Origin of the sequence: Kribbella sp. NPDC051952, from assembly GCF_040680855.1 — a bacterium.
Lineage (GTDB): Bacteria > Actinomycetota > Actinomycetes > Propionibacteriales > Kribbellaceae > Kribbella.
The window spans coordinates 46141-68605 of record NZ_JBFAXQ010000003.1; the positions used below are offsets into that span (position 1 = coordinate 46141).

General features: G+C 68.5%; 26 protein-coding genes and 1 tRNA gene. 19 read left to right on the forward strand and 8 right to left on the reverse strand.

Annotated elements, in window-relative coordinates:
* Nucleotides 1-119: 119 nt before the first annotated feature.
* The 3 genes from AB0L70_RS07290 to AB0L70_RS07300 all read left to right on the forward strand — a co-directional run bounded on the left by AB0L70_RS07290 (nt 120) and on the right by AB0L70_RS07300 (nt 3098).
* Nucleotides 120-1133, forward strand: coding sequence for a LacI family DNA-binding transcriptional regulator (locus AB0L70_RS07290; protein ID WP_363681021.1), 1014 nt, complete (start codon nt 120-122; stop codon nt 1131-1133).
* Nucleotides 1134-1147: 14 nt separating this feature from the next.
* The gene (locus tag AB0L70_RS07295) at nt 1148-2050 is read left to right on the forward strand and encodes a 1,4-dihydroxy-2-naphthoyl-CoA synthase (protein ID WP_363681024.1); all 903 of its coding nucleotides are present in this window, start codon (nt 1148-1150) and stop codon (nt 2048-2050) included.
* A gap of 79 nt (nt 2051-2129) precedes the next feature.
* Nucleotides 2130-3098, forward strand: a complete 969-nt coding sequence (locus AB0L70_RS07300) for a hypothetical protein (protein WP_363681026.1) — start codon at nt 2130-2132, stop codon at nt 3096-3098.
* 6 nt (nt 3099-3104) lie between these two features.
* Here the strand turns inward: AB0L70_RS07300 and upp are convergent, their stop codons facing one another.
* Nucleotides 3105-3746, reverse strand: a complete 642-nt coding sequence (upp, locus tag AB0L70_RS07305; RefSeq protein ID WP_363681028.1) for a uracil phosphoribosyltransferase — start codon at nt 3744-3746, stop codon at nt 3105-3107.
* A gap of 106 nt (nt 3747-3852) precedes the next feature.
* Here upp and AB0L70_RS07310 point away from each other — a divergent pair, with 106 nt between their 5' ends.
* The 5 genes from AB0L70_RS07310 to AB0L70_RS07330 all read left to right on the forward strand — a co-directional run bounded on the left by AB0L70_RS07310 (nt 3853) and on the right by AB0L70_RS07330 (nt 6793).
* Nucleotides 3853-4023: a hypothetical protein gene (locus AB0L70_RS07310; RefSeq protein WP_363681030.1), complete on the forward strand. Its 171-nt coding sequence runs from the start codon at nt 3853-3855 to the stop codon at nt 4021-4023.
* A gap of 85 nt (nt 4024-4108) precedes the next feature.
* Nucleotides 4109-4606, forward strand: a complete 498-nt coding sequence (locus AB0L70_RS07315; protein ID WP_363681032.1) for a tRNA adenosine deaminase-associated protein — start codon at nt 4109-4111, stop codon at nt 4604-4606.
* Nucleotides 4607-4637: 31 nt separating this feature from the next.
* Nucleotides 4638-5066 carry a nucleoside deaminase gene (locus AB0L70_RS07320; RefSeq protein WP_363681803.1) on the forward strand — a complete coding sequence of 143 codons (429 nt, stop codon included), beginning with the start codon at nt 4638-4640 and terminating at the stop codon, nt 5064-5066.
* Nucleotides 5067-5079: 13 nt separating this feature from the next.
* A tRNA-Ser gene (locus AB0L70_RS07325) sits at nt 5080-5170 on the forward strand.
* Nucleotides 5171-5281: 111 nt separating this feature from the next.
* A complete protein-coding gene (locus AB0L70_RS07330) occupies nt 5282-6793 on the forward strand; it encodes a potassium/proton antiporter (protein ID WP_363681034.1) in 1512 nt (503 codons plus the stop codon).
* Here the strand turns inward: AB0L70_RS07330 and AB0L70_RS07335 are convergent.
* Together AB0L70_RS07335 and AB0L70_RS07340 are read right to left on the reverse strand one after the other, a co-directional pair.
* Entirely contained in the window at nt 6790-7353 is a 564-nt protein-coding gene (locus AB0L70_RS07335; RefSeq protein WP_363681036.1) for a LytR C-terminal domain-containing protein, read from the reverse strand. The genes AB0L70_RS07330 and AB0L70_RS07335 overlap by 4 nt on opposite strands.
* Before the next feature lie 30 nt (nt 7354-7383).
* Nucleotides 7384-7677, reverse strand: a complete 294-nt coding sequence (locus AB0L70_RS07340) for a type II toxin-antitoxin system VapB family antitoxin (protein ID WP_360364810.1) — start codon at nt 7675-7677, stop codon at nt 7384-7386.
* Between the two features lie 158 nt (nt 7678-7835).
* Between AB0L70_RS07340 and AB0L70_RS07345 the strand changes: the two genes are divergently transcribed.
* The 5 genes from AB0L70_RS07345 to AB0L70_RS07365 all read left to right on the forward strand — a co-directional run bounded on the left by AB0L70_RS07345 (nt 7836) and on the right by AB0L70_RS07365 (nt 12787).
* Nucleotides 7836-8540: a L,D-transpeptidase family protein gene (locus AB0L70_RS07345; RefSeq protein ID WP_363681039.1), complete on the forward strand. Its 705-nt coding sequence runs from the start codon at nt 7836-7838 to the stop codon at nt 8538-8540.
* A 105-nt stretch (nt 8541-8645) separates the two neighbouring features.
* The gene (locus AB0L70_RS07350; RefSeq protein ID WP_363681041.1) at nt 8646-10196 is read left to right on the forward strand and encodes a helicase HerA-like domain-containing protein; all 1551 of its coding nucleotides are present in this window, start codon (nt 8646-8648) and stop codon (nt 10194-10196) included.
* 187 nt (nt 10197-10383) lie between these two features.
* Entirely contained in the window at nt 10384-11694 is a 1311-nt protein-coding gene (locus AB0L70_RS07355; protein ID WP_363681043.1) for a diguanylate cyclase, read from the forward strand.
* A gap of 65 nt (nt 11695-11759) precedes the next feature.
* A complete protein-coding gene (locus tag AB0L70_RS07360) occupies nt 11760-12287 on the forward strand; it encodes a SigE family RNA polymerase sigma factor (protein WP_363681045.1) in 528 nt (175 codons plus the stop codon).
* Nucleotides 12284-12787 (forward strand): hypothetical protein, encoded by a 504-nt coding sequence (locus AB0L70_RS07365; RefSeq protein WP_363681047.1) that lies wholly within the window; start codon nt 12284-12286, stop codon nt 12785-12787. Before AB0L70_RS07360 ends, AB0L70_RS07365 begins: the two co-directional genes overlap by 4 nt.
* Before the next feature lie 53 nt (nt 12788-12840).
* On the opposite strand, the gene AB0L70_RS07370 is transcribed toward AB0L70_RS07365, so the two are convergent.
* Entirely contained in the window at nt 12841-13368 is a 528-nt protein-coding gene (locus AB0L70_RS07370) for a hypothetical protein (RefSeq protein WP_363681049.1), read from the reverse strand.
* 69 nt (nt 13369-13437) lie between these two features.
* A complete protein-coding gene (locus AB0L70_RS07375) occupies nt 13438-14637 on the reverse strand; it encodes a hypothetical protein (protein WP_363681051.1) in 1200 nt (399 codons plus the stop codon).
* A 165-nt stretch (nt 14638-14802) separates the two neighbouring features.
* Here AB0L70_RS07375 and AB0L70_RS07380 point away from each other — a divergent pair, with 165 nt between their 5' ends.
* Both AB0L70_RS07380 and AB0L70_RS07385 read left to right on the forward strand, forming a co-directional pair.
* Entirely contained in the window at nt 14803-15318 is a 516-nt protein-coding gene (locus AB0L70_RS07380; RefSeq protein ID WP_363681053.1) for a SigE family RNA polymerase sigma factor, read from the forward strand.
* Nucleotides 15318-16343 carry a hypothetical protein gene (locus AB0L70_RS07385; protein WP_363681055.1) on the forward strand — a complete coding sequence of 342 codons (1026 nt, stop codon included), beginning with the start codon at nt 15318-15320 and terminating at the stop codon, nt 16341-16343. Before AB0L70_RS07380 ends, AB0L70_RS07385 begins: the two co-directional genes overlap by 1 nt.
* Before the next feature lie 38 nt (nt 16344-16381).
* Here AB0L70_RS07385 and AB0L70_RS07390 read toward each other — a convergent pair whose 3' ends face one another.
* Together AB0L70_RS07390 and AB0L70_RS07395 are read right to left on the reverse strand one after the other, a co-directional pair.
* Nucleotides 16382-16888, reverse strand: coding sequence for a DUF664 domain-containing protein (locus AB0L70_RS07390; protein WP_363681057.1), 507 nt, complete (start codon nt 16886-16888; stop codon nt 16382-16384).
* Nucleotides 16888-17679: a helix-turn-helix transcriptional regulator gene (locus tag AB0L70_RS07395; protein ID WP_363681059.1), complete on the reverse strand. Its 792-nt coding sequence runs from the start codon at nt 17677-17679 to the stop codon at nt 16888-16890. Before AB0L70_RS07395 ends, AB0L70_RS07390 begins: the two co-directional genes overlap by 1 nt.
* A gap of 274 nt (nt 17680-17953) precedes the next feature.
* On the opposite strand from AB0L70_RS07395, the gene AB0L70_RS07400 reads away from it, so the two are divergent.
* The 3 genes from AB0L70_RS07400 to AB0L70_RS07410 are packed head-to-tail and all read left to right on the forward strand — an operon-like array spanning nt 17954 to nt 20559.
* Nucleotides 17954-18316 carry a nuclear transport factor 2 family protein gene (locus AB0L70_RS07400; RefSeq protein ID WP_363681061.1) on the forward strand — a complete coding sequence of 121 codons (363 nt, stop codon included), beginning with the start codon at nt 17954-17956 and terminating at the stop codon, nt 18314-18316.
* 35 nt (nt 18317-18351) lie between these two features.
* On the forward strand, nt 18352-19770 hold the full coding sequence (locus AB0L70_RS07405) for an alpha/beta hydrolase (protein WP_363681063.1): 1419 nt from the start codon (nt 18352-18354) through the stop codon (nt 19768-19770).
* A 42-nt stretch (nt 19771-19812) separates the two neighbouring features.
* Nucleotides 19813-20559, forward strand: coding sequence for a phytanoyl-CoA dioxygenase family protein (locus AB0L70_RS07410; RefSeq protein ID WP_363681065.1), 747 nt, complete (start codon nt 19813-19815; stop codon nt 20557-20559).
* On the opposite strand, the gene AB0L70_RS07415 is transcribed toward AB0L70_RS07410, so the two are convergent.
* A complete protein-coding gene (locus AB0L70_RS07415) occupies nt 20540-21403 on the reverse strand; it encodes an aminoglycoside phosphotransferase family protein (protein ID WP_363681067.1) in 864 nt (287 codons plus the stop codon). The genes AB0L70_RS07410 and AB0L70_RS07415 overlap by 20 nt on opposite strands.
* Nucleotides 21404-21486: 83 nt before the next feature.
* Here AB0L70_RS07415 and AB0L70_RS07420 point away from each other — a divergent pair, with 83 nt between their 5' ends.
* A complete protein-coding gene (locus AB0L70_RS07420) occupies nt 21487-22287 on the forward strand; it encodes a methyltransferase domain-containing protein (RefSeq protein ID WP_363681069.1) in 801 nt (266 codons plus the stop codon).
* Nucleotides 22288-22465 lie beyond the last annotated feature (178 nt).

The window sequence follows — 22465 nt, forward strand, 5'->3', positions numbered from 1 at the left end:
CGCAAAGCCAGGTTCTGCGGAGATTGGCAGCCTGTTCGCGGCCACACAGCGTAACAAGACGCCGATTCCGATAAGGTGACCGCCACCACCCCTGGGGGGAGAGCAGGAAGGGTAGGCCAGTGAATCTGCGAGCACCGGTGACATTGCTGGACGTCGCACAGCGTGCGGGTGTGTCCGTGGCGACCGCTTCGCGTGTGCTGAACGGCGGCGATCGCGTGCCGCGACCCGAGCTGCAGGAGCGGGTGAAGGCGGCTGCGGACGAGCTCGGCTACACGCCGAACGCGCAGGCCCAGGCGCTGGCCAAGTCGTCGACGAACGTGGTCGGCATCCTGGTCCACGACATCGAGGACCCGTACTTCGCCGCGATCGCGAACGGCGTGATGCGCGCCGCCGACGAACGCCAGCTGCTGGTGATGATGGCCAGCACGTTCCGCGACGCCGAGCGCGAGATCGCTTACCTGTCGTCGTTACGGGCGCAGCGGGCCCGCGCCGCGGTGATGATCGGTAGCCGCCGGACCGACGCCGAAAGCCTTGCGCGTACGGCGACTGAGGTCGGGACGTTCCTCAACTCCGGCGCGGGTCTGGCGCTGGTCAGTCAGTCCGGGATGCCGGCGCACACGATCGAGCCGGACAACCGTTCCGGTGCGGCCGCGCTCGCCGGTGAGCTCGCGGGCCTTGGCTGGCGGAAGTTCGCTGTACTGGGTGGTCCGGATGCGCTCGCGACCGCGCGGGACCGGCGGGACGGATTCGTTGCGGGACTGGCCGAGGCCGGGTTGCAGCCGGTGGCGGTGCAGACCGGCGACTTCACTCGCGACGGTGGGTACGCCGCCGCCGAGGAGTTGCTCGACAAGCACGCGGATGTTGACTGTCTGTTCGCGGTGAACGACGTGATGGCGGTCGGCGCGATGTCCGCTTTGCGGGCGCGTGGAGTCGACGTACCCGGACAGCTGGGTGTGGCCGGATTCGACGACATCGCGACGCTGCGCGATGTGTGGCCGGGGCTGACCACGGTCCGGCTGCCGTTGGAGCAGATGGGCCGGCGGGCGCTCGAGTTGGCGATCGAGGGCGGCGACCCGAAGACCGAGACGTTCAAGGCCGAGGTCGTCCTGCGGGAGAGCACCGCGAAGCGCTGAAATATGCTCGCCGGGTGACTGTCTCCGAGATCTTCGACGCGTCCGCCTGGAAGCAGGTCGACGGGTTCGACCTGACTGACATCACCTATCACCGGGCCGTCGACGCCGGTGTGGTGCGGATCGCGTTCAACCGGCCCGAGGTACGCAACGCGTTCCGGCCGCACACCGTGGACGAGCTCTACCGGGTGCTGGACCACGCGCGGATGTCGAGCGACGTCGGTTGCGTACTGCTCACCGGCAACGGCCCGTCGCCGAAGGACGGCGGCTGGGCGTTCTGTTCGGGTGGCGATCAGCGGATCCGGGGCAAGGACGGTTACAAGTACGCCGAGGGTACGACGGCGGACAGCATCGACCCGGCGAAGGCCGGGCGGCTGCACATCCTCGAGGTGCAGCGGCTGATTCGCTTCATGTCGAAGGTCGTCATCTGCGTCGTACCGGGTTGGGCTGCCGGCGGCGGGCACAGTCTGCACGTGGTTGCGGACCTGACGCTGGCATCGGCGGAGCACGCGCGGTTCAAGCAGACGGATGCGGATGTCGCGTCGTTCGACGGTGGTTTCGGATCGGCGTACCTGGCCCGGCAGGTCGGGCAGAAGTTCGCGCGGGAGATCTTCTTCCTGGGCGACGAGTACGACGCCGAGGACGCCTACCGGATGGGGATGGTGAACAAGGTCGTGCCGCACGCCGAGCTCGAAGCGGTCGCGCTCGAGTGGGGCAAGAAGATCTGCGCGAAGTCGCCGACGGCCCAGCGGATGCTGAAGTACTCGTTCAACCTGATCGACGACGGGCTGGTCGGGCAGCAGATCTTCGCCGGCGAAGCGACCCGCCTGGCCTACGGCACCGACGAGGCCGCCGAGGGCCGCGACTCCTTCCTGGAGAAGCGCCCGGCCGACTGGTCGCCGTACCCGTACGCCTTTTAACACTGGTTGATGAGTAGTTCGCAGAAATTTTTGTGCGAGCTACTGACAGTTCGCGGTAAGAGGTTTACCGTCGGGTGCCATGGACAACCTCTCCCGCCGCGGGTTGCTCACCGGAGCCGGCGCTCTGCTCGCCGCCGGCGCCGTCGGTGCACCCGCCTCCGCCCGCCCTGTCCGAGCCCTCGATCTGCCCGCCACCAAGCGGTTCAAGATGAGCGCGACAACGAACGAGTTCTTCCGCAGCAAGCCGCTGTGGGGACCGACCGTCCTGCAGTCGTTCGCCTTCGACACCCCGAACAACCGCCTCTTTACCGGCCAACTGCGGTCCGGTACGCCGGCCAACAGCGGCGATCTCACGCTCAGCCAGCTGAACTTCTCCGGCACCGTGCTCGGTCACATGTACCTGACCGGGTTCGGTCACGCCGTCTCGATCGGGGCCGAGGCTGTCGGAGGTACGTCGTACATCTGGACCGAGACCGACGTCGACACGGCCAACGGGCGCGGGCGGCAGATCGCCCGGTTCCCCTGGCAGAACGGCGCGACGCTGACCTCGAGCTCGGTGACCAAGTGGAAGCCGGTCTCGAACGGCAGTGTCTTCACGCCGGCGGTCGACCAGCGATACGGGCGGCTGGGCGTGCGGTACTCGCTGTCCGACGGGATGCACATCAACGTGTACTCGCTGGCCGCCGCGCGGGCCGGGGACTTCTCGACCGTGCTGGCGTCCTTCAAGCAGCCCGCGCTGACCTCGGGGATCGACTTCCAGGGGTGGACGCTGTACGGCTCGTACGCGTACTTCTGGGAAGGCGAGGCGTATCCGGGTGCGCCGGACGAGACCAAGGCCACGTCGAAGCTCTGGTGCTACGACATCAACGCCGGTCAGCTCGTCGACTCGTTCCTGACCCTGGCCGGGAAGAGCCTCACCTACCGCGAACCCGAAGGCATGGCCGTCTACGGCTCCACCGACGCGACCGCCCGCCTCTACTTCGGCTTCGCCTCCGGCGTAACCGGCGACCGCCGAGCCAACCTCTTCTACCGCAACACCCTCATCTAACAGTTCTTACTGGGCGACGCCGTACAAACGGTCTCCGGCGTCGCCCAGTCCCGGCACGATGTAGCCCTTGTCATTGAGGTGTGAGTCGAGGCCCGCGATCACGAGAGTGCACGGTACGGCGAGCTCCGCCAGCTCACGCTCGATCCGCTCGACGCCTTCGGGAGCGGCGAGTAGGCAGATCGCGGTGATGTGGTCGGCGCCGCGGTCGACCAGGAACTGGATCGCCACGGACAGCGTGCCGCCGGTCGCCAGCATCGGGTCGAGGACGTAGCACTGGCGTCCGGACAGGTCCTCCGGCAGGCGTTCGGCGTACGTCGAGGCGGTCAGCGTCTCCTCGTTCCGGATCATGCCGAGGAACCCGACCTCCGCGGTCGGCAGCAGCCGGGTCATGCCCTCGAGCATGCCGAGGCCGGCCCGCAGGATCGGTACGACCAACGGCTTCGGAGCGGTCAGCTTGATGCCCTGGGCCTCGGCGACCGGGGTCTGAACGGTGACCGGACCGGTGCGGACGTCGCGGGTCGCCTCGTAGGCAAGCAGCGTGACGAGTTCCTCGGTCAGGCGCCGGAACGTGGGTGAGTCCGTGCGCTCGTCCCGCAGCGCGGTGAGCTTGTGGGCGACGAGCGGGTGGTCCACGACGAGGATCTGCATAAGCCGGAACGGTACCGTCGGCGATTCGCCACGGGAAAGCGCGCTCGCTGCCAGACTGGAAAGTGCACCGGAATCTGCCCTGTCTCGCCCACCAGGGAGTACGCCGATGACCGAAAGCGCCGCGAAGACGCCCGAGCAGCTCGACCGCCTCCGCCGTCGGGCTGCTTTCTTACGCGAGCTCGAGGAGGCACGCGCCCTCCGGGACCGGATCGCACCACGCCGGGCGCGGGTCCGGCAACTCCGGGAAGCGATGCGGAGAGCGACCTACCATCACTGACCGTTGACCGTTGTTCGGCTATCTGATACCGCGTCGAGATCGGAGAAACCTCCCGAGTACGGCGGGAGTCTGCGACGATGAACCGGTGTCTGATGCCACGGCTGGGCCGATGACCACCGATCTCGACTTCGCGGTGGCCGCTTACACCGAGGACGGCGTTTGGACCGTCACACCGCTGGTTCTGCGCGGTGAACCCGACCTCCCCACCCTGGTGTCCGCGCTCCGGCGCTACCCCGGCGAGGCCGGCGTGCTGGGGATGATCTCGGTCGACGAGGACTTCTTCATCCTGGTCCGCCTGCTCGGTGGCCGGGCCAAGTTGCTGATCTCCGACGTGACCGCCGCGACCGAGTGGCCGCTGGCCCGGCAGGTCGTCGACGAGCTCGACATCCCGCTGGCCGAGGACGACGACGAACAGGTCCCGGCCGGCGATCTGGCCATCATCTCCGACATCGGGATGAGCGCGATGGATCTGGGCGCCCTGTGCGACGACGTCGACCTCTACCCCGAAGAGATGCTGGAGGAGGTCGCCGAAGCGCTTGGGTTCGGCAACCAGTTCCACGAGGCGATCGAAGCTCTTGGCTAGTCCGGCCCTGACCCGCGAATGGGCGCGGCTGATGGCTCTCGCGTTGGAGGAGGGCGAGAAGGCGCTGCCCGACGTACCGATCGGGGCGATCGTGGTGGACGAGTCCGGTGAGGTGATCGGGCGCGGTCACAACGAGCGTGAGGTCACGGGCGATCCGACCGCGCATGCCGAAGTACTCGCGATCCGGGACGCCGCCCGACATGTCGGCGAGTGGCGGCTGACCGGCTGCACGCTAGTGGTCACGCTGGAGCCGTGCACGATGTGCGCGGGGGCGATCGTGCTGTCCCGGTTGGAGCGGCTGATCTTCGCGGCGTACGACGAGAAGGCGGGCGCCGTCGGGTCGCTGTGGGACGTCGTACGGGATCGGCGGCTGAATCACCGGCCGCAGGTCGTGGGCGGGGTGATGGCGGACGAGGCCGGTGCGCGCCTCCGCGATTTCTTTATCGGGCACAGATCTTGATAGCCTCTCCGGCGGTGGCGTGTCCGAGCGGCCGAAGGAGCGCGCCTCGAAAGCGCGTGACGGGCAACCCCCGTCCGAGGGTTCAAATCCCTCCGCCACCGCCAAAAACCACCCTCCGGGGTGGAAGAGGTTCGAAAACCCTGATGCTGTGTGATGCGTCAGGGTTTTCGTCTCTCTGGACCTTGCTCGGGACCTAGCGGGAGGGCGGGCCCCAGATGGATGTTGCGGAGCTCGATCGAATTCTGCTGGCCGGGGCCGGGGTGCTGCTGGTCGCGGTGGTGGCGGTGCGGCTGTCGGGGCGGCTCGGGCTTCCGTCGCTGCTGATCTATCTGGGCATGGGGCTCGTGCTCGGCGAGTCGGGGCCGGGGCATATCCACTTCGAGGACGCGCAGCTCGCGCATGCGCTCGGGTTCGCTGCGCTGGTCGTGATCCTGACCGACGGCGGTCTGACCACCCGATGGAACGAAGTACGTCCGGTGATGCCGCTCGGCGTCGTACTGGCGACCGTCGGGGTCGCGGTCAGCGTCGGCGTGGTCGCGTGCGTCGCGCACTACGTGCTCGGGCTCGATTGGCAGATCTCCGTACTGCTCGGGGCGGTCACGTCGCCGACGGACGCGGCTGCGGTGTTCTCGGTGCTGCGGAAGGTCCCGATCAGACCGCGGTTGCGAGGTGTGCTGGAGTCTGAGTCCGGGCTGAACGATGCCCCGACCGTGTTGCTGGTCACCCTGGTGAGCACGGGCGAGGTCGGCGAGAAGGGGCTGCTGCATTTCGGCGGGCTGGTGCTCTACGAGCTCGTGGTCGGTGCGCTGTTCGGGTTCGTGATCGGGTGGCTGAGCGTCGGCCTGATCCGGCGGATGGCACTCGGGTCGGCCGGTCTGTACCCGCTCGCGGTGCTGTCGTTGGCGATCATTTCGTACGCCGGTGGCGCCGTACTGCTGCACGTGTCCGGGTTCGCGGCCGTCTACGTGACCTCGTTGGTGCTTGGACGGGCCGAGTTGCCGCATCGGATGGCCACGCGATCGTTCGTGGACGGGATGGCGTGGCTGGCGCAGATCGGGCTGTTCGTGATGCTCGGGATCCTTGCGTCGCCGGGGCGGATCCAGCTGAACGATGTACTCGTGGCGCTGGTGATCGGGGTCGCGGTCACGGTGGTCGGGCGGTTCGCGTCGGTAGCGGTTTCGGCGTCGCCGTTCCGGGTGCCTTGGCGGGAGCAGACGTTCATCTCGTGGGCGGGGTTGCGGGGTGCGGTGCCGATTGTGCTGGCGACGATCCCGTTGGCCGAGGGAGTGCCGCAGGCGGACCGGATCTTCGATGTGGTGTTCGTGCTGGTGCTGTTGTTCACGCTGCTGCAGGGGCCGTCGTTGCCTTGGCTCGCGCGGCGGCTGGGCGTGCTCGATGAGAACGCGGCACATGAGGTGGACATCGATGTGGCGCCACTGGAGTCGCTCGGCGCGGACATGATCCAGGTCCACGTACCCAGCGAGTCCCGCCTGGCCGGCGTCGAGATCGCCGAACTCCGGCTCCCTGCCGGGGTCTCGGTCTCGCTCGTGATCCGCGGGGATCGTGCCTTCGTCCCAGATCGGCGTACCGTCCTCCGAGCCGCCGACTCACTGCTGGTCGTTGCCCCCAGCCCTCTTCGCGAACAGACCATCCGCCGCCTCAGAGCGGTAAGCCGAGCCGGCCGCCTGGCCGGCTGGTTCGGTGAACGCGGCCGCGAACAGCTCTAGTTCGGGTTCTGGCCCGACGGAACCGGCTGGGGGGTGTGGACCACCGGGAGGCAGACCATGCTGTCGGGAGCGACCGTGACCGAGGGAATGCCTTTGAGGCGTAGGGAGCCGAAGCCGGCTCCGATGACCAGGTCCACGGTGTGGTCGGTGCGGCCGTCGCCCACGGTCAGGGGCTTCTGGTTGAGCTGGCCGGCGATCAACTGGAGCTCGGGGGCGTTGTCGGTGGCGCCCCGGACCGAGACGATGTCGATCTTGTCGCCCTTGGGCTCGTTCGCGATCTTGTTGATGTTGAAGCCGCGCTTCTTCAGTACGTCGGCAACCCGGCTCGCCGAGCCCGCCCTGGCGCCGCCGTTGTAGACGTTCACCACGACGTTCTTCGGCACGAGCCGGTTGTTGGGCAGCTTCTGCTCGACGCAGGTCTGCTCGGCACTACTGGTGATCAACGACTTCCAGCCCCACCAGCCGCCGCCGACCAGGATCGCCAGCAGGACCACCATGGTGATCGGCGTACGCCACCGGATGCCGGAGTGCGGCCTTGGTTGTGGATGGATCGCGGTCATCGGCTCAACCCCCCGTGAGCAGCCATGTGGTCAGTCCACGACCAGGACCCGGGCGTGCAGGACCAGACGCTGCTGCAGCGCCGCCCGGAGGGCGCGGTGCAGACCGTCCTCGAGGAACATCTCGCCCTTCCACTCGACCACATGCGCGAACAGATCGCCGTAGAAAGTGGAGTCCTCGTCGAGCAGCGCGTTCAGGTCCAGGGTGCCCTTGGTCGTGACGAGCTCGTCCAGCCGCACCTGCCGTGGTGGCAGCGACGACCAGTCCTTCGGCTTGAGCCCATGGTCCGGGTATGGCCGTTCCTCCCCGACGCGCTTGAAGATCACCCCCCGAAGTCTAGCGGTGTAACAGGTCTTGTGAGAGGTAGTAAGTGTCACCGGAATAGTCCGGAGCGCAGGCACAACCTTTCCGGATCCACCGGCGTCCTAGGGAGAGGAACCTGTGGGCACGGTCAACCCGGCCCACGAGCAAGGGGGTTAACCGCATGCGAATTCTTGCCAAACTCGGCCTGGCCGCGCTCACCGTCACCGCGGTGGCAGCCGGTACGACGCTTCCCGCCGACGCACTGACCGTCAGCCAGGTGAAGACCGCACAGACCCGCCTCAACCGGCTCGGCTGCACCGCCGGACCGGTCGACGGGAAGGCCGGGGCGATGACCCAGGCCGCCACGGTCCGGTTCCAGTCCGCCAACGTCCTCAGCCAGACCGGCGCGCTGAACAGTACGACGTACTCGCGCTTGATCGCGAGCACGGCCAAGCGGTGTGACGTCCGGGCTGTCCCGCGCCGGTCGGGCACCGGCCGCCGGATCGTGATCAGCCAGACGCAGAACTGGGTCTGGTTGATCGATGCCCGCGGCAAGATCGTTCGCCAGGGCGGGATCATCGACAACCCGCGGTACCTGAAGGCCGGCAACTACACGAGCGGCGCCAAGTGCGGCCGGGCCGCCCGGGTCCGGAAGAACACCGACGGCGCGAGCCTGTACCTGAACAACTTCGTTCGGTTCGCGCCGTGCGGAGTCGGGTTCCACCAGATCCCGACGTACAAGTCGAACGGGAAGCAGATCCACGCCGACTACCTGCTCGGCACCAACTACAAGGCTTCGCACGGCTGCATCCGGGTCTCCGCCACGATGTCCGCCGCGATCTGGTCCTTCGCAGCCGGCGCGACCCGCGTCATCGTCATGCGCTGACCACAACTGTGCCCCCAGGGTGTGGATAACTCTCATCCCCACCCGGGGGCATTAGCATGCCCACCGGGGTACACATTCGTCGGAACCGGGGAAAGGCACGTTGACATGGCCGAGACAGGCGACGTCGTGGAGACCGTCAAGCAGGGGTACGCGTTCGAGGGCGCGGCGATCGAGCTCGGCGCACTGCTGGTGGACGGCGAGCCGAAGCCGGACGCCGCGGTCCGCATCCCGCTGGCGATGGTGAACCGGCACGGCCTGGTCGCGGGCGCGACCGGTACCGGCAAGACGAAGACGCTGCAGCTGATGGCCGAGCAACTGTCCGCGGCCGGTGTCGCAGTGTTCGCCGCCGACATCAAGGGCGACCTGTCCGGTGTCTCGCAGCCGGGTGAGGGCAACGACAAGCTGCTGGCCCGGACCAAGTCGATCGGCCAGGACTGGACCGCGTCCGGCTTCCCGACCGAGTTCTACGCGCTCGGCGGCCAGGGCACAGGCATCCCGATCCGCGCCACGATCACGTCGTTCGGGCCGGTACTGCTGTCGAAGGTGCTGGGACTCAACGATGTCCAGGAGTCCTCGCTCGGGCTGATCTTCCACTACGCCGACAAGGCCGGGCTGACGCTGCTCGACCTCAAGGACCTGCGCTCGGTCATCACCCACCTCACCTCCGAGGAGGGCAAGGACGACCTGAAGGAGCTCGGCGGCCTGTCCGCGGCGACCGCCGGCGTGATCCTGCGATCGTTGATCGGGTTCGCCGACCAGGGCGCCGAGGCGTTCTTCGGTGAGCCGGAGTTCGACACCGCGGATCTGATGCAGGAGCGCGACGGCAAGGGCGTGATCTCGCTGCTCGAGCTGCCGAACCTGCAGGACCGGCCGGCCCTGTTCTCGACGTTCCTGATGTGGCTGCTGGCCGACCTGTTCCACGACCTGCCCGAGGTCGGCGACGTGGACAAGCCGAAGCTGGTGTTCTTCTTCGACGAGGCGCACCTGCTGTTCGCCGACGCGTCGAAGGCGTTCCTGTCGGCGATCGCGCAGACCGTCCGGCTGATCCGGTCGAAGGGTGTCGGCGTCTTCTTCGTGACCCAGACCCCGAAGGATGTCCCGGACGACGTACTGGCGCAGCTCGGTTCGCGCGTGCAGCACCAACTGCGGGCGCACACCCCGAACGACGCGAAGGCGCTGAAGGCGACGGTGTCGACGTTCCCGAGTTCGTCGTACGACCTGGGCGAGGTGCTGACGCAGCTCGGGATCGGTGAGGCGATCGTGACGGTGATGAACGAGAAGGGTGCGCCGACGCCGGTCGCGTGGACCCGGTTGCGGGCGCCGCAGTCGCTGATGGCACCGGCTTCGGCCGAGCAGATGACGGCGGCGGTGCAGGCTTCGCCGCACAACGCGAAGTACAGCCAGACGATCGACCGGGAGTCGGCGTACGAGATCCTCGCGGCCAAGGTGCAGGCCGGTGCCGAGCAGGCTCAGGCCGAGGAGCAGGCCAAGCAGCAGCAACAGCAGCAGCAGGAGGCGCCGCGGCCGCGGGCACAGAAGCAGGAGAAGTCGATGGTCGAGCAGGTCGTCGGTTCGTCGGCCTTCAAGCAGTTCGCCCGCACGGCCGGCCGCGAGATCGTCCGAGGCCTCTTCGGCGCCGCCCGCAAACGCCGCTGAACTGCTTTTCGAGTCCGCATGGTCCGTTAATTTTCCCTTCTGTGCAAGGGAAAACCTGCACTGACCATTTCTGATATCTGATCAAACGACTGACCTCACCGCGATCGACGATCGTTTCCAACTCGTCATCGGGGAGCGCGCCGTCGCGGATTGGGACGAGACGCTCACTCGTCGTACTGTGGTACGGATGGTTGCGCAGAGTAGGCGAGCGATCCGGTCTTGGGCGCTGTGGACCCTGACGGTCCCGGCGTTCGCCGTCGTGGTGCTCGTCGACCTGGCCGCCATCGGGTACGGCGTGCACGCGTTCGCTGATCTGCCGAGCTGGCGCGGGCTGGATGTGGTCTTCGCGCTCACTGTTTCGGCGCTGATCTCGGTGGAGGGTGCCCGGCGCGTCGAGAACCGGCGACGCCGTGGCGGCGCGCTGCACAAGGACCTCGCCCCGGCCTGGATGATCGCGGCCGCCGTCATCCTGCATCCGGCGCTGGCGATTTTGGTAGCGGTCCTGCTCCGGATCTGGTGGCGGATCCGGGCCGGCAAGTGCATCCCGTACCGCTGGGCCTTCTCCACCGCCGTGCACGTGCTCGCGGTCGGCGCCGCGCACGCGGTCTTCGTCTCGACGGGCAACCTGGTCGGCGACGACGGCCTCGGCCTCGTCGTCTCGATGGTGGCCGGTGCCCTCGCGTACGTCGCCACCGACACCATCCTGTGTGGTCTGGCGATCTCGCTGATCATCCCCGGCAGCAGCCGCCGCGAGGTGATCGGCGGGCTCGACGATCTCTGCACCGACGCGACCGCCGCGACCCTCGGCTGCCTGCTCGCGGCGGCCTGCCTGATCACCCCGTGGTTCGCGTTGGTGGCGATCCCGATCACGCTGACCGCACAACGCGCCTTGCTGCTCGGCCAGCTCGAGACCGAGGCGCAGACGGATCCGAAGACCAGCCTGACCAGGGTCGACTGGTGGCGTCGCCGTACCGAGGAGATGCTGCGGACCTCGAAGAATCAACGGGAGCCGATGGCGGTCCTGTTGATCGACATCGACCACTTCAAGCTGGTCAACGACCGGCACGGGCACCTGGTCGGTGACGAGGCGCTCCGCGCGGTCGCGACGATTCTGCGCAGCGCGATCCGGGTGAAGGACGTGATCGGCCGGTTCGGTGGCGAGGAGTTCGTGATCGCACTGCCGGGCACCGGGATCGACGAGGCGACGGTGACCGCCGACCGGCTCCGCAACGCGGTCGCCGCGAGTCCGCTGGCCGCGATGTGTGCCGGCGTACTGGACGAGCCCGACCTCGACCCGGACACGTTCCGGCTGACGGTCTCGATCGGCGTCTCCGTCTACCCGGCCGACGGCAGCACCGTCGACGACCTGCTGCTCTGCGCCGACCGTGCCATGTACGCCGCCAAGGCCGCCGGACGCAACCGGGTCAGCCTGGCCGCCGACGCCGTACCCGTCTCGCGCCTGGCCGCCCGTCCCGTCACCTCGTCCACAGGCACCTGAGAACCCGCAGAACCTTTTCGCGGTCCGTCGCGTCCTTTGGGGTGACAGCTGCGGACGGAGAGCGAATGGCGGAGGCGGGGAGTCGTGACGACGACTTCACGGCGTTTGTGCTGGCCAGATCGGGACGGTTGCTGCATTTCGCACGGATGTTGTGCGGCGACGCCGGGCTGGCCGAAGACCTCGTGCAGACCGCACTGGAGAAGGCGTACCTGCGGTGGGACCGGATCGAGATGGCCGACCCCTTCGCGTACGTCCGGCAGGCCGTGGTCAATCAGCATCTGTCCTGGGTACGCCGTCGACCGTGGCGGGAGCGGCCGAGCGGTGACGCGGCCGAGCTGGATCTCTACCTCGGACAGTCCGAGGCGGACCAGTCCGGCGCAGTCCATCGACGGGTGGCGATGGGCGCCGCGCTGGCGACGTTGAGCCGTCGCGAGCGGGCGGTCGTCGTACTGCGGTATGTCGAGGACCTGACCGAGCGGCAGACGGCGGCGGTCCTCGGCGTGGCGGTCGGCACGGTGAAGAGCGTCAACGCGCGGGCCCTGGGCAAGCTCCGGACCGCGCCGGAGCTGAGCGGGGTGGGGGAGAGATCATGACCGACGAGCGCGGGACTTCGGCGGAGGAGGAACTCCGGGCCGCATTGGCGCCGGACGACACGATCGCGCCGCTCGATCCGGCCCGGGTGATCGCGGGCGCACGCCGGCGGCGGGTCCGCGGCCTCGCCACCGCCACGGCGGCTTCGGCTGCGGTCGCGATTGTCGCGGTGGCCGGAATCGTTGGCGGCGGCCAACTCCGGAGCGACGTACCCCAACCGGCCCGACCCGGCCCGACTGCGCCTGTCACGAGCCCAACACCGAGCCGGCCCACGCCGAGCCCGACCCCGGTCCCGACCGCGAGCCCGACTGCACCAGGATCGCCCCGGCCGCCGCGGCTCCCGTCTGTCACGCCGACCCTGCGACTGCCGTCCGGTTCGCCGCGCAGTCCGCGGATTCCGAACGCCACGCCAACCCACGTGCCCTCCGCGCCAACCCTCAACACGCCCTCGGCACGAACCAGCAACACGCCCTCCACACCGCCGTCCGCCACCCCGAGCTGAGCCTGCGCAGAACCTTTTCGCTGCCCGGTCGCGTCCTTCAGCCCGACCGAACATCAAAAGGTGCGGAGGGCAACAACAATGGATGAAGCAGGCCGGAAGCGGCGGATGACCCGGGTGCTGCTCGGCGGGATCGCGGCCGCGGCGGTGATCGGCGTCGCAGTCGCCGGTACGGCGATGGCCCGCAACGGTGGCTCGTCCGGTGACGAGGGCGTCGACGGGGGTCCGACCGTGTCGACGCCCTCGCCGGCGACGCCGACCGAGTACACGCCCAGTCCCGCCACCCCGTCGGAGATCGCAACACCGTCGGTAGCGCCGCAGCCGACGCGGTCACCGCGTGCGGTGCCGACGCAGACCCCGAGCGTGCTCCCGCCGACGGCGACGCCGAGCCGGGTACCGAGGGCGACGCCGACCCGCCCGCCGTCAGCGACGCCGAGCCGGGTGCCGGCGACGCCGAGCCAGGTGCCGACGGCGACGCCGAGCCGATGGACGCCGGCGACCCCGTCGCCACGGGCAACCCCCTCGCGGCCGCCGCGCGCACCACGGCCGACGGTTTCCCCCAGCGGGAAGTAGCGGAGCTGCACAAACTGACCGCGCCGCGTGGTCCGCCGGAGCGGATCACGCGGCGCGCGCGAGTGTGATGGCTTGGCGGTTCAGCAACCCGCGAAGCTACCCGCCACCACCCACGCCTTCGCGACGTACATGCCCGCGTTGACGCGGAGCCAGATGTTGCTGGTGCCCTGCGACCCCGTGACGCTCTGGCCGGTGGTCTGGCACTCGACCGTCACCTGCGCCGACTTGCCGGCCATGCCGACGACCGCACCCGACGAGCTCGCAGAGTTGCGGATGTTCAAGTAGCCGGACGAGATCGAGACCGTGCCGCGGCCACCATCGCCGGTCCACAGGTAGGTCACGTCCACGAAGCCGTTGTCCGGCAGGGCCAGCGCGTCCCAGAACACGCCATCGGCGAGGTCGATCCCGGCCGGGTTCGCGACCGTGCGGCCGAACTGGTCCTTCTTACCGTTGTACCCGTCCTGGTACGCCGCCTGGGCCTCCGGCTTGCCCTGCGGTAGGTCCTTCCACATCTCCCGGGTCGCGCTCGGGTTCCAGTAGTCGTCCTTCGTGTTCCACGGCCCGACGTCCCACACCGGTTCGAACGCGCATCGCGACGCCGTGCAGACCTTGACCGAGTACGTGCCGGATCCGTTGCCTGCAAGGCCTCTTCGTGACGGCAGTGCGACGAAGTGATCGCGGCTCACGATCACGTGACCGTTGGCCGTCGTACCGCCGACCAGGCCTTCGCGGGTGGCGAAGACGCGGGACTTCAGGGGCGCGGCCTGGATCGTCATCCGGCTCGCGGCTGCCTTGTCGGTGGCCTGCACGGTCACATCGCCGACCCACGGGCTGGCGCCGGTCGGGGGCGCGGTCACGAGGATCCGCACCTGGACCTGATCACTCGCGGCCGGCAGCGCGATCGGCGTACCGGCTTTGGTTGCTGACCATTCGGACCACTTGCCGTCGACCCATGCTCGTACGTCGACCTCCGCCGACGAACTGTCCGGCGTACCGGTTGTATAGCCGACGACGACGGCCGAGGTGGCGGTGCCGAAACGGACCGGGGTCAGCTCGGCCAGACCGTTGCGTTGCTGGATCTCGGTCGAGCCGATCGAGGCGGGGGCCGGACCGAGGATGATGCGGTTCCCCTCGACTACGACGTTGCTGGATCCGGCGACGGGTTGGGCCGCGACCGCGAGCGGATCGGTCGCTGCGGCGTCGCTCGGCAAGGTGGCGGTAAAGATCGCCAGCGTCGCGGCCAGACAGGCGGCGAGCTGGAGCGTTCGGGTGGTACGCATGGGCGGAACCTCCGGGGCGGTGAAGGTGTGTGCACCCAATGTGACAAACCAACCCGTCGTCTGCATAGCCCGTGAATAAATTTCTTGGAAAGAGTCGGTGCCGGGACAGAACCCGATCGGTCACCCAGCGGGTGTGAAGGGTGTGACAGAGGCAGAGGAGAATCGATGACCCGGACCGCGGACGCCGACTTCGAGCGCTTCGTGTTGGCGCAGTCGACCCCCTTGCTCCGTTTCGCGGAGATGCTGTGCGGCGATCGGCACACCGCCGAGGACCTGGTGCAGCAAGCGTTGATGCGGTCCTATCCGAAATGGCACCGGTTGAGTGGCGACCCGTTGCGGTACGTACGGCGGGTGCTGGTCAACCGATTCCTCTCCCAGGCCCGCCGGCGCTGGAACAACGAGGTACCCAGTGATCCGGTGCAGAACGATTGGGACCAGCGAGCGGTAGCGGACTTCGCCGGGGAGGTGCAGACCAGGGAGGCCGTGCTCTCGGCCCTCGCCGGTCTGACCGTCCGGGAGAGAGCCGTCGTCGCGCTGCGCTACTCGCAGGATCTCTCCGAGGCCGAGACCGCCGAGCTGCTCGGTATGGCGGCCGGGACCGTGAAGAGCACGGCCTCCCGGGCGCTGGCCAAGCTGCGTCTGGCACCCGACCTGATCGATACCGGAGTTGGAGGAAACTGATGAGTGACGAGCAGCGGGTACGCAGCGCGCTCGAGTACGACCTGGAGCCGTGGCAACCGGACGCCGCCGACCTGATGCGGCGCGGCAAGCGGTTCACCTGGCTCCGACGTGGACTGGCCGCGGCGGGCGTCACCGCTCTCGCCGGCACTGTTGCGACGGTGTCCGCCGCGGTCGGGGGTCCTGCCCCCGTAAAGAATCTGCTGGCCGGTGGTGGCAAGCCGCCGGTGCCGGCCGTGATCCCGACGGCTGCGCCGCAGGTACCGTCGGTCGACCCGACCTGCCTGCCGGCGAAGCCGAGTTTGCCGGCCAGGCCGACGCTGCCCGCGAAGCCGTCGCTGCCGAAGGTGACGGTCTCGGTGACGAAGACCATCGACCCGAACGCGGTGCCGACGAACAGGCCGACGAACCGGCCGAAACTGCCGGGCAAGGTACCCACCACCCTGCCCTCGTTGCCTGGTAAGCCGTCCGTCCCGACCACGAGGCCGACCCTGCCGGGTAAGCCGACGCTCCCGCACGGCACGCCCAGCCTGCCGACCTTCCCCACGGGTAAGCCGACGCTGCCGACCACCAAGCCGACGCTTCCGCAGGTGCCGACGAAGCCGTCGCTGCCGACGACCAAGCCGACGTTGCCGACCAAGCCGACTCTGCCGTCGACCAAGCCGCACCTCCCGACGAAGGTCCCGTCCGTCCCGGCCAAGCCGGTCCCGACTCCGTCACTACCTGACTGCGTGCACGGCGTCCCGACCTCGAAGCCGACCGCGCCCGGGAAGCCGAACCTGCCGGGGAAGCCGACCGTGCCGTCGTTGCCGACGACCAAGCCGAACGTGCCGACGGTGCCGAACGTGCCGAAGCCGGCCGTTCCGACGGTGAAGATCACCGTCGACCCGGGCAAGCAGCCGCAGCTGCCGAGTGGCAAGCCGCCGGTCCCGACGACCGAGCCGACCTTCCCGACCGGGAAGCCGAACGTCCCGACGCCGAGCCTCCCGACCGCCTTCCCCACCGGTCCCCCCTCCTCGCACCGGTAGGGCACCCGGTCACCGGCGAGTAGGACACCCTGCAGTCCCTACTCGCCGGTGACCCCATCTGTCAGTTCGCGGACCACGTCGAGGTGACCGGCGTGCCGCGCGTACTCCTGCAGGACGTGGAACAGGATCCAGTTCAGCGTCGGCCGGTTGTCGGCGCTGAACCGCCCTCCGACCGCGCCGAGCGTCGCCGGATCCACCCCGGTCACCAATCGCCGCGTGACCTCCCCGCCCTCGCGCAGCCGGTCGAGCAGGTCCGCAAGGGTGTCGTCGTCCCGCACGGACCACGGACCATCTGGATCGCCGTCCGAGTCACCCCACGGATCGTCGACCTGTTCGCCGGCGAACCCCCAGCGCAGCCACCGTCGCTCCATGAACACCAGATGCTTCAGGAGCTCCAGGGCTGACCAGCCGGACGGCAGCTTGCTGCCGCGCAGGTCGGCCTCGCTCAGTCCGGTCAGCTTCGCCTCGATGATGTCGCGATACCGATCGAGGTTCAGCACGTGCAGCTCGACCGTGTCGGCCAGTTCGCGCGCGGGCTTGGGCATCACAGCGACCTCAGGTACTCGGCGGTCGCGTCGTCGGCCGGGTAGAACGACTCGATCATCAACTCGGAGACCGTGACGTCGAGCGGCGTGCCGAAGGTCGCGATCATCGTCAGCAGCGAGAGCTCGTGCCCCTTGTGGACAAGGCGGAACGGTACGACGACCTCGGTCGGCCCGGGATGCGCCGGGCGGTCGTCGGCGGCGTACTCGCGGAGTTCGTCGTACAGGTCCTGGAGTTCGGGGTCGGCGGTGCTGGCGGCCTGGCGTTGCAGGCTGGCGAGGGCGCTCGCGCGGACCTCGGCGATGTTGCCGATCCGGCGGGCCAGGCCGTCCGGGTGCAGGGTCAGCCGGAGGGCGTTGATCGGCGCCTGCAGCAACTTCTCGTCGACGCCGTCGGTGAAGAGCTGGATGCCGGCGTTCGCTTCCACGACGTTCCACCAGCGATCGACGACGAGGGCCGGGAACGGTTCGTGGGCCTTCAGCAACCGTCGCAGGGTGGTGCGGATCGCGAGCATCGCCGGCGAGTGCAGCGACGCCTCGCTGTAGATCGGCGCGAACCCACCGGCCAGCAGGAGCTGGTTGCGGTCCCGCAGCGGTACGTCGAGATGCTCCGCCAGCCGGAGCAGCATCTCGCGACTCGGCTTGGACCGGCCGGTCTCCACGAAACTCACGTGCCGGGTGGATACCTCGACCCGGTTCGCGAGCTCCAGCTGACTGAGCCGCCGGCGCTCCCGCCAGCCGCGCAGAAGCTCACCCACCGGTCGCTGGAACGTCTCCTCGAACGTCGCTGCCATGGTCCGACCGTAACCGGTCGCGTAGACAACTCCATTACCTCTGACGTCATCGACCGAACCCAGCCGGCGGCGGCAAGGTTAGGGCCGTGTCTGGTGGTCCAGCGCCTACTGCGCGGCACTCGGCACGGCACCTCGCCGCACTGGAGCAAAGGCCACGATGGAAAAACATCGAGGCCTTCACTCCAGCACGCCGATGCACCGCACCGAGCACCTGCTCGCTACGACGCTGGACCACCAGACACGACCTGTCATCCGAACAACCCAGGAGGAAACGATGACCAGCACGACTCTCGCCGACCAGTACTTCGCGATGTGGAACGAGGCCGACGCCGACCGCCGGGCCGAGCTGATCGCAGCGGCGTGGACCGGGGACGCCACCTTCGTCGACCCGAGCTTCGAGGCCAACGGGCCGGACGAGCTGAACAAGCTGGTCGGCGCCGCGCAGAAGATGTTCCCGGGCCTGTCGTTCGTTCGCATCGGCGACATCGACGAGCACCACGACTACCTGCGCTGGGCCTGGCACCTGCGGGCCGAGGGGCAGGAGGCGGTGGCCGGCGGGACCGACATCGTCGTACTCGGCGACGACGGCAAGATCAAGAAGCTGATCGGCTTCCACGACTTCGCCCCCGCACACTGAGACCCGGAGCACTGACTCCGGCTTAGATTGGTCCCATGTGGAAATCGTTGACGGCGACAGCGGTTGTGGGGTCCATGGTGTTCGCGGCGGTGCCCGCGAGTACGGCGACTGCCGCCACCGGGCTGCAGTGGAAGCCGTGCCAAGCGGGCGCCGTCGAGCAGTGCGCCGAGTTGCAGGTGCCGCTGGACTGGTCGAAACCGTCCGGTCCGAAGACCAAGCTCTTCATCGCGAGGGTTCCGGCCAAGGACCAGGCGCACAAGCTCGGATCGATGTTCTTCAACCCGGGTGGGCCGGGCGGCGCGGGCGGGTCGATCTTCGCCGCCGGCCTGGCCGACGCGTTCGCACCGCAGTTCCGGGACCGCTATGACCTGGTCAGCTTCGATCCACGGGGCACCGGCAGCAGCAGCCAACTGAACTGCGGTCCGGTGCTGCGTCCCGGCGTACCGGTGTTCCCGAAGTCCAAGGCGCAGTACGACGCCATGGTCGCCTCGAGCCGTGCGACCGGGCTGCAGTGCCCGAAGCAGCACGGGGATCTGATGCGGAATCTCGACACCCGGACCGTGGCCCGGGACATGGATGCGATCCGGGCCGCGCTCGGCGAGGCCAAGTTCAACTACTTCGGCATCTCGTACGGGTCGTACCTGGGCACGCTCTACGCGCAGCAGTTCCCGCGGCGGGTCGGCCGGATGGTGCTCGACGGGATCGTCGACCACTCGCAGGGCTCACTGCGGTTCATGCTCGGCGAGGCGAAGGCGATGGAGGACGGGTTCAACCGGTTCATCGCTTGGTGTGCTCAAGACACGTCGTGCGTCCTGCATGGGCAGGACGTCGGCGCGTTGTGGGACGCGACCGTACGCAAGGCCGACAAGACCCCGTTGACCGGACCACAAGGACCGGTGAATGGCGACGTACTCCGGATGGCGCTGCCCTCTCTGTTGCCTGCGACAACGTTGTTCGGCGACAACTTCCCTGTCCTCGCAGCCGCGCTGGACAAGGCGGCGAAGGGCGATGGCACCGACTTCGCGAGCGCCAGCTATATCGGCAACCCCGAGTCCGCGTACGCCGCGGTCTCCTGCATGGACTTCCCCGGCGAACTCAAGGGGTACGCCGATGTCCGCGCACGACTCGCACTGGCCCGAGCTGTCGCACCCCGTGTCGGCGGAGCGGTCGAGGGATGGGTAATGGCGGCGGCTTGCTCCGGCTGGCCGATCCCGCCGAGCAACGCGTGGAAGCGGACGCCCGTCCACGGCGTGCCGCCAATCCTGATCACCTCCAACACGCACGACCCGGCGACTCCGGTCGTCAATGCGCGGAGTCTGGCTCGGCAGATCGACAACAGTCACCTGCTGGTCGCCGATACCTACGGGCACACGGTCTGGCTGAACTCGGAGTGCGGGCGCGCGGCGATCACGGCGTACTTCCTCGAAGGGAAGCTGCCCGGCCGGACCTGTTAATTGGGTGGAACCCGTGCTGTGGACTGACGCAGCATGGGGTGCATGCTCAACGCCCAAGAGCTGGAAACCTTTGAACGCGACGGGATCGTGAAGCTCCCGGCCGCGTTCTCCGCTGATGATGCCGCGCGGATGCGGGACGTGCTGTGGTCGGAGCTGACCAAGCGGCACGGGATGGTTCCGGATGACCGGTCGACCTGGACGAACCTGCGGCCGACCGGGCTGAAGACCACCAAGACCCATCGGGTGGCGAACGCGATCCTCGGACCGCCGCTTCGCTCGGCACTCGACGGCCTGCTGGGGACCTGGAAGATGCCGCCGCATCACGGGCAGGTCCTGGTCACCATGCCGACCGGCGAAGAGTGGACCGTCCCGCATCGCCAGTGGCACACCGACCTCGGCTTCGACCTGCCGGCGGACGAACTGGTCGCGGTCAAGTACTGGGCGCTGCTGTCCGACCTCGAGCCTGGTGGCGGCGGGACTCCGCAGGTGGCCGGCTCCCATCGGGTGATCGCGCGCTACCTGGGTACGACGGACGAGCGGGACTTCACCACAGTCCGCGATCGGGTACTGCGGTCGGACCCTTGGTTCCGAAACCTGACCGCCGCCGATCGGTCCGACGACCCGATGACCGAAGCAGACATCGACGGCCTACCGGTCCGAGTCGTCGAACTCACCGGCCGAGCGGGTGACGTCTACCTGACGCATCCGTGGATCCTGCACTCCATCGCGACCAACGCGAACGACACCCCACGGATGATCCGCAGCCGGTTCATCTGGAGAGAGACCTGATCAGCCGCTCGCAGCGGACCGGGTCTTCGGTGAGACCGACCGACAGTCCCCAGAGCCAGTAGTCGACTGTTCGCCAGACGACCCAGTCGCGGGCACGGTCTCGGTCCAGACCGGCCGCGGTGACGGCGGTGTCGAAGTACGGCGGGATGCTGGCCATCTCGTCGAGCCTTGTCCACAGGACCCGGCCGAGGTCGAACGCGATGTCGCCGCGGTACAGGACCGGGTCGACGGTCAACCATTCCTCTCGCGTTCCCGCGAGTACCTGGTCGGAGTGGAAGTCGCCGTTGACGGCCAGGTCGGAGCTGGTCTTGGCCAGGCCGGGCGCGACCGCGAGGGCCTCGCGGAGGACCGAGACGTCGAACGGGCGATCCAGGTGATCCCACTGCTGCTCGAGCTCGGCGGACCTTCGGGTGACGATCTCGGCGGTCGAGCGGGCATCGGCGGGACCCGGGACGGCCAGGCGACGCATGAGTTGTCCCAGTACGGCGACCGCCTCGTCGACCGGTCTGGTCGTCAACGGCGTACTCAACCGCTCGAGCAGCATCGCGCCGGCTTCGACGTCGGCGTCGTACAGGAAGACCATGCCCCGCCCGTCCCACCAGCGCAGTGCACGGGCCTGCTCGGCCACCTCGTTCCCCGGCGGCGACATCCGCAGGACGAGCTCTTCACCTTTCCGGACCACTGGAACCACTATTGCGTTCGACCCGTGCACGACCGGGCCGGCCACCTCCAAGCCCCAGCTCGCACACTGCGATTCGACCGCCTGGCCAAGGGTTTTCAGCCAGTCGGCGCCTTCGGTCCACCACCGTGGCATCCGCAGAAAGGACTCGGGAAGCTCGATCATGCGGCCCAGTCTGCCCCGGGCAGTTACGCGGCGCGCATGAATTAGACCTCCCCGATGGCGAGATCGCGGACCATGATGTGGGCATGGGCGGAGAGGTTGAGCGGGACGGGTTGCGGTTCGACCCGGGGATATCGCAACAGATCGAGGCGATGTACACGACACCCGACGTGGTAGAGCAGCGCCGGGTGGTCCGGGCGGCACTGGCGTTACGACCGGGTGATCGGGTTCTCGATGTCGGGGTCGGGCCGGGTTTGCTGGCGGCGGAGATGGCGTCCGAAGTCGGGCCGAGCGGGCGGATCTGCGGGATCGACATCAGCGACAGCATGCTCGCGATCGCGAGTACGCGGGCCAACGCGCCCGGTGGTCCCGGGGTCGAGCTCGAGGCGGCTACGGTCGCCCGTATCCCGCATCCGGTCGAGAGCTTCGACGTGGTCGTCTCCACGCAGGTCTTCGAGTACGTCGACGACGTGCCCGGCGCGCTGGACGAGGTACGGCGGGTGCTGCGGCCGGCGGGTCGCGTCGTACTGCTCGACACCGACTGGGGCTCGCTGGTCTGGCGGTCGGGTGACGACGGGCGGATGGCGCGGGTGCTGACCGCGTTCGAGGACCATCTCGCGGATCCACATCTGCCCCGGACGCTGGCCGACGTACTGGCCAAGTCCGGTTTCACGCTGACCCATCAGCAGGTGGTGCCGATCCTGAACACCGGGTACGGCGCGCACACGTACAGCGCGGGCCTGATCGACATCGTGGCCGCGTTCGTGCCCGGTCACGGCGACGTCACCGCCGAGGAGGCGCAGGCCTGGGCCGACGATCTGCGGGCGCTCGGCGACGGGTACTTCTTCAGCCTCAACCGCTACTTGTTCGTCGCTTCCGCGCTGTGAGTCCGACGCTGTGAGTCCGAGGCCGTGAGTCCGATGGTGTGAGATCCGAGCTCGGCGGGCGCACCCTGGGAAAGACGCGCCCGCCGGACCGGTCGTTCTCCCGCCCCTCAGTGGGAGAACTCGCGGCTCGGTGAACACCACCCATGCCCGAATGGAGCTGACCGAACCGCGGGACCCC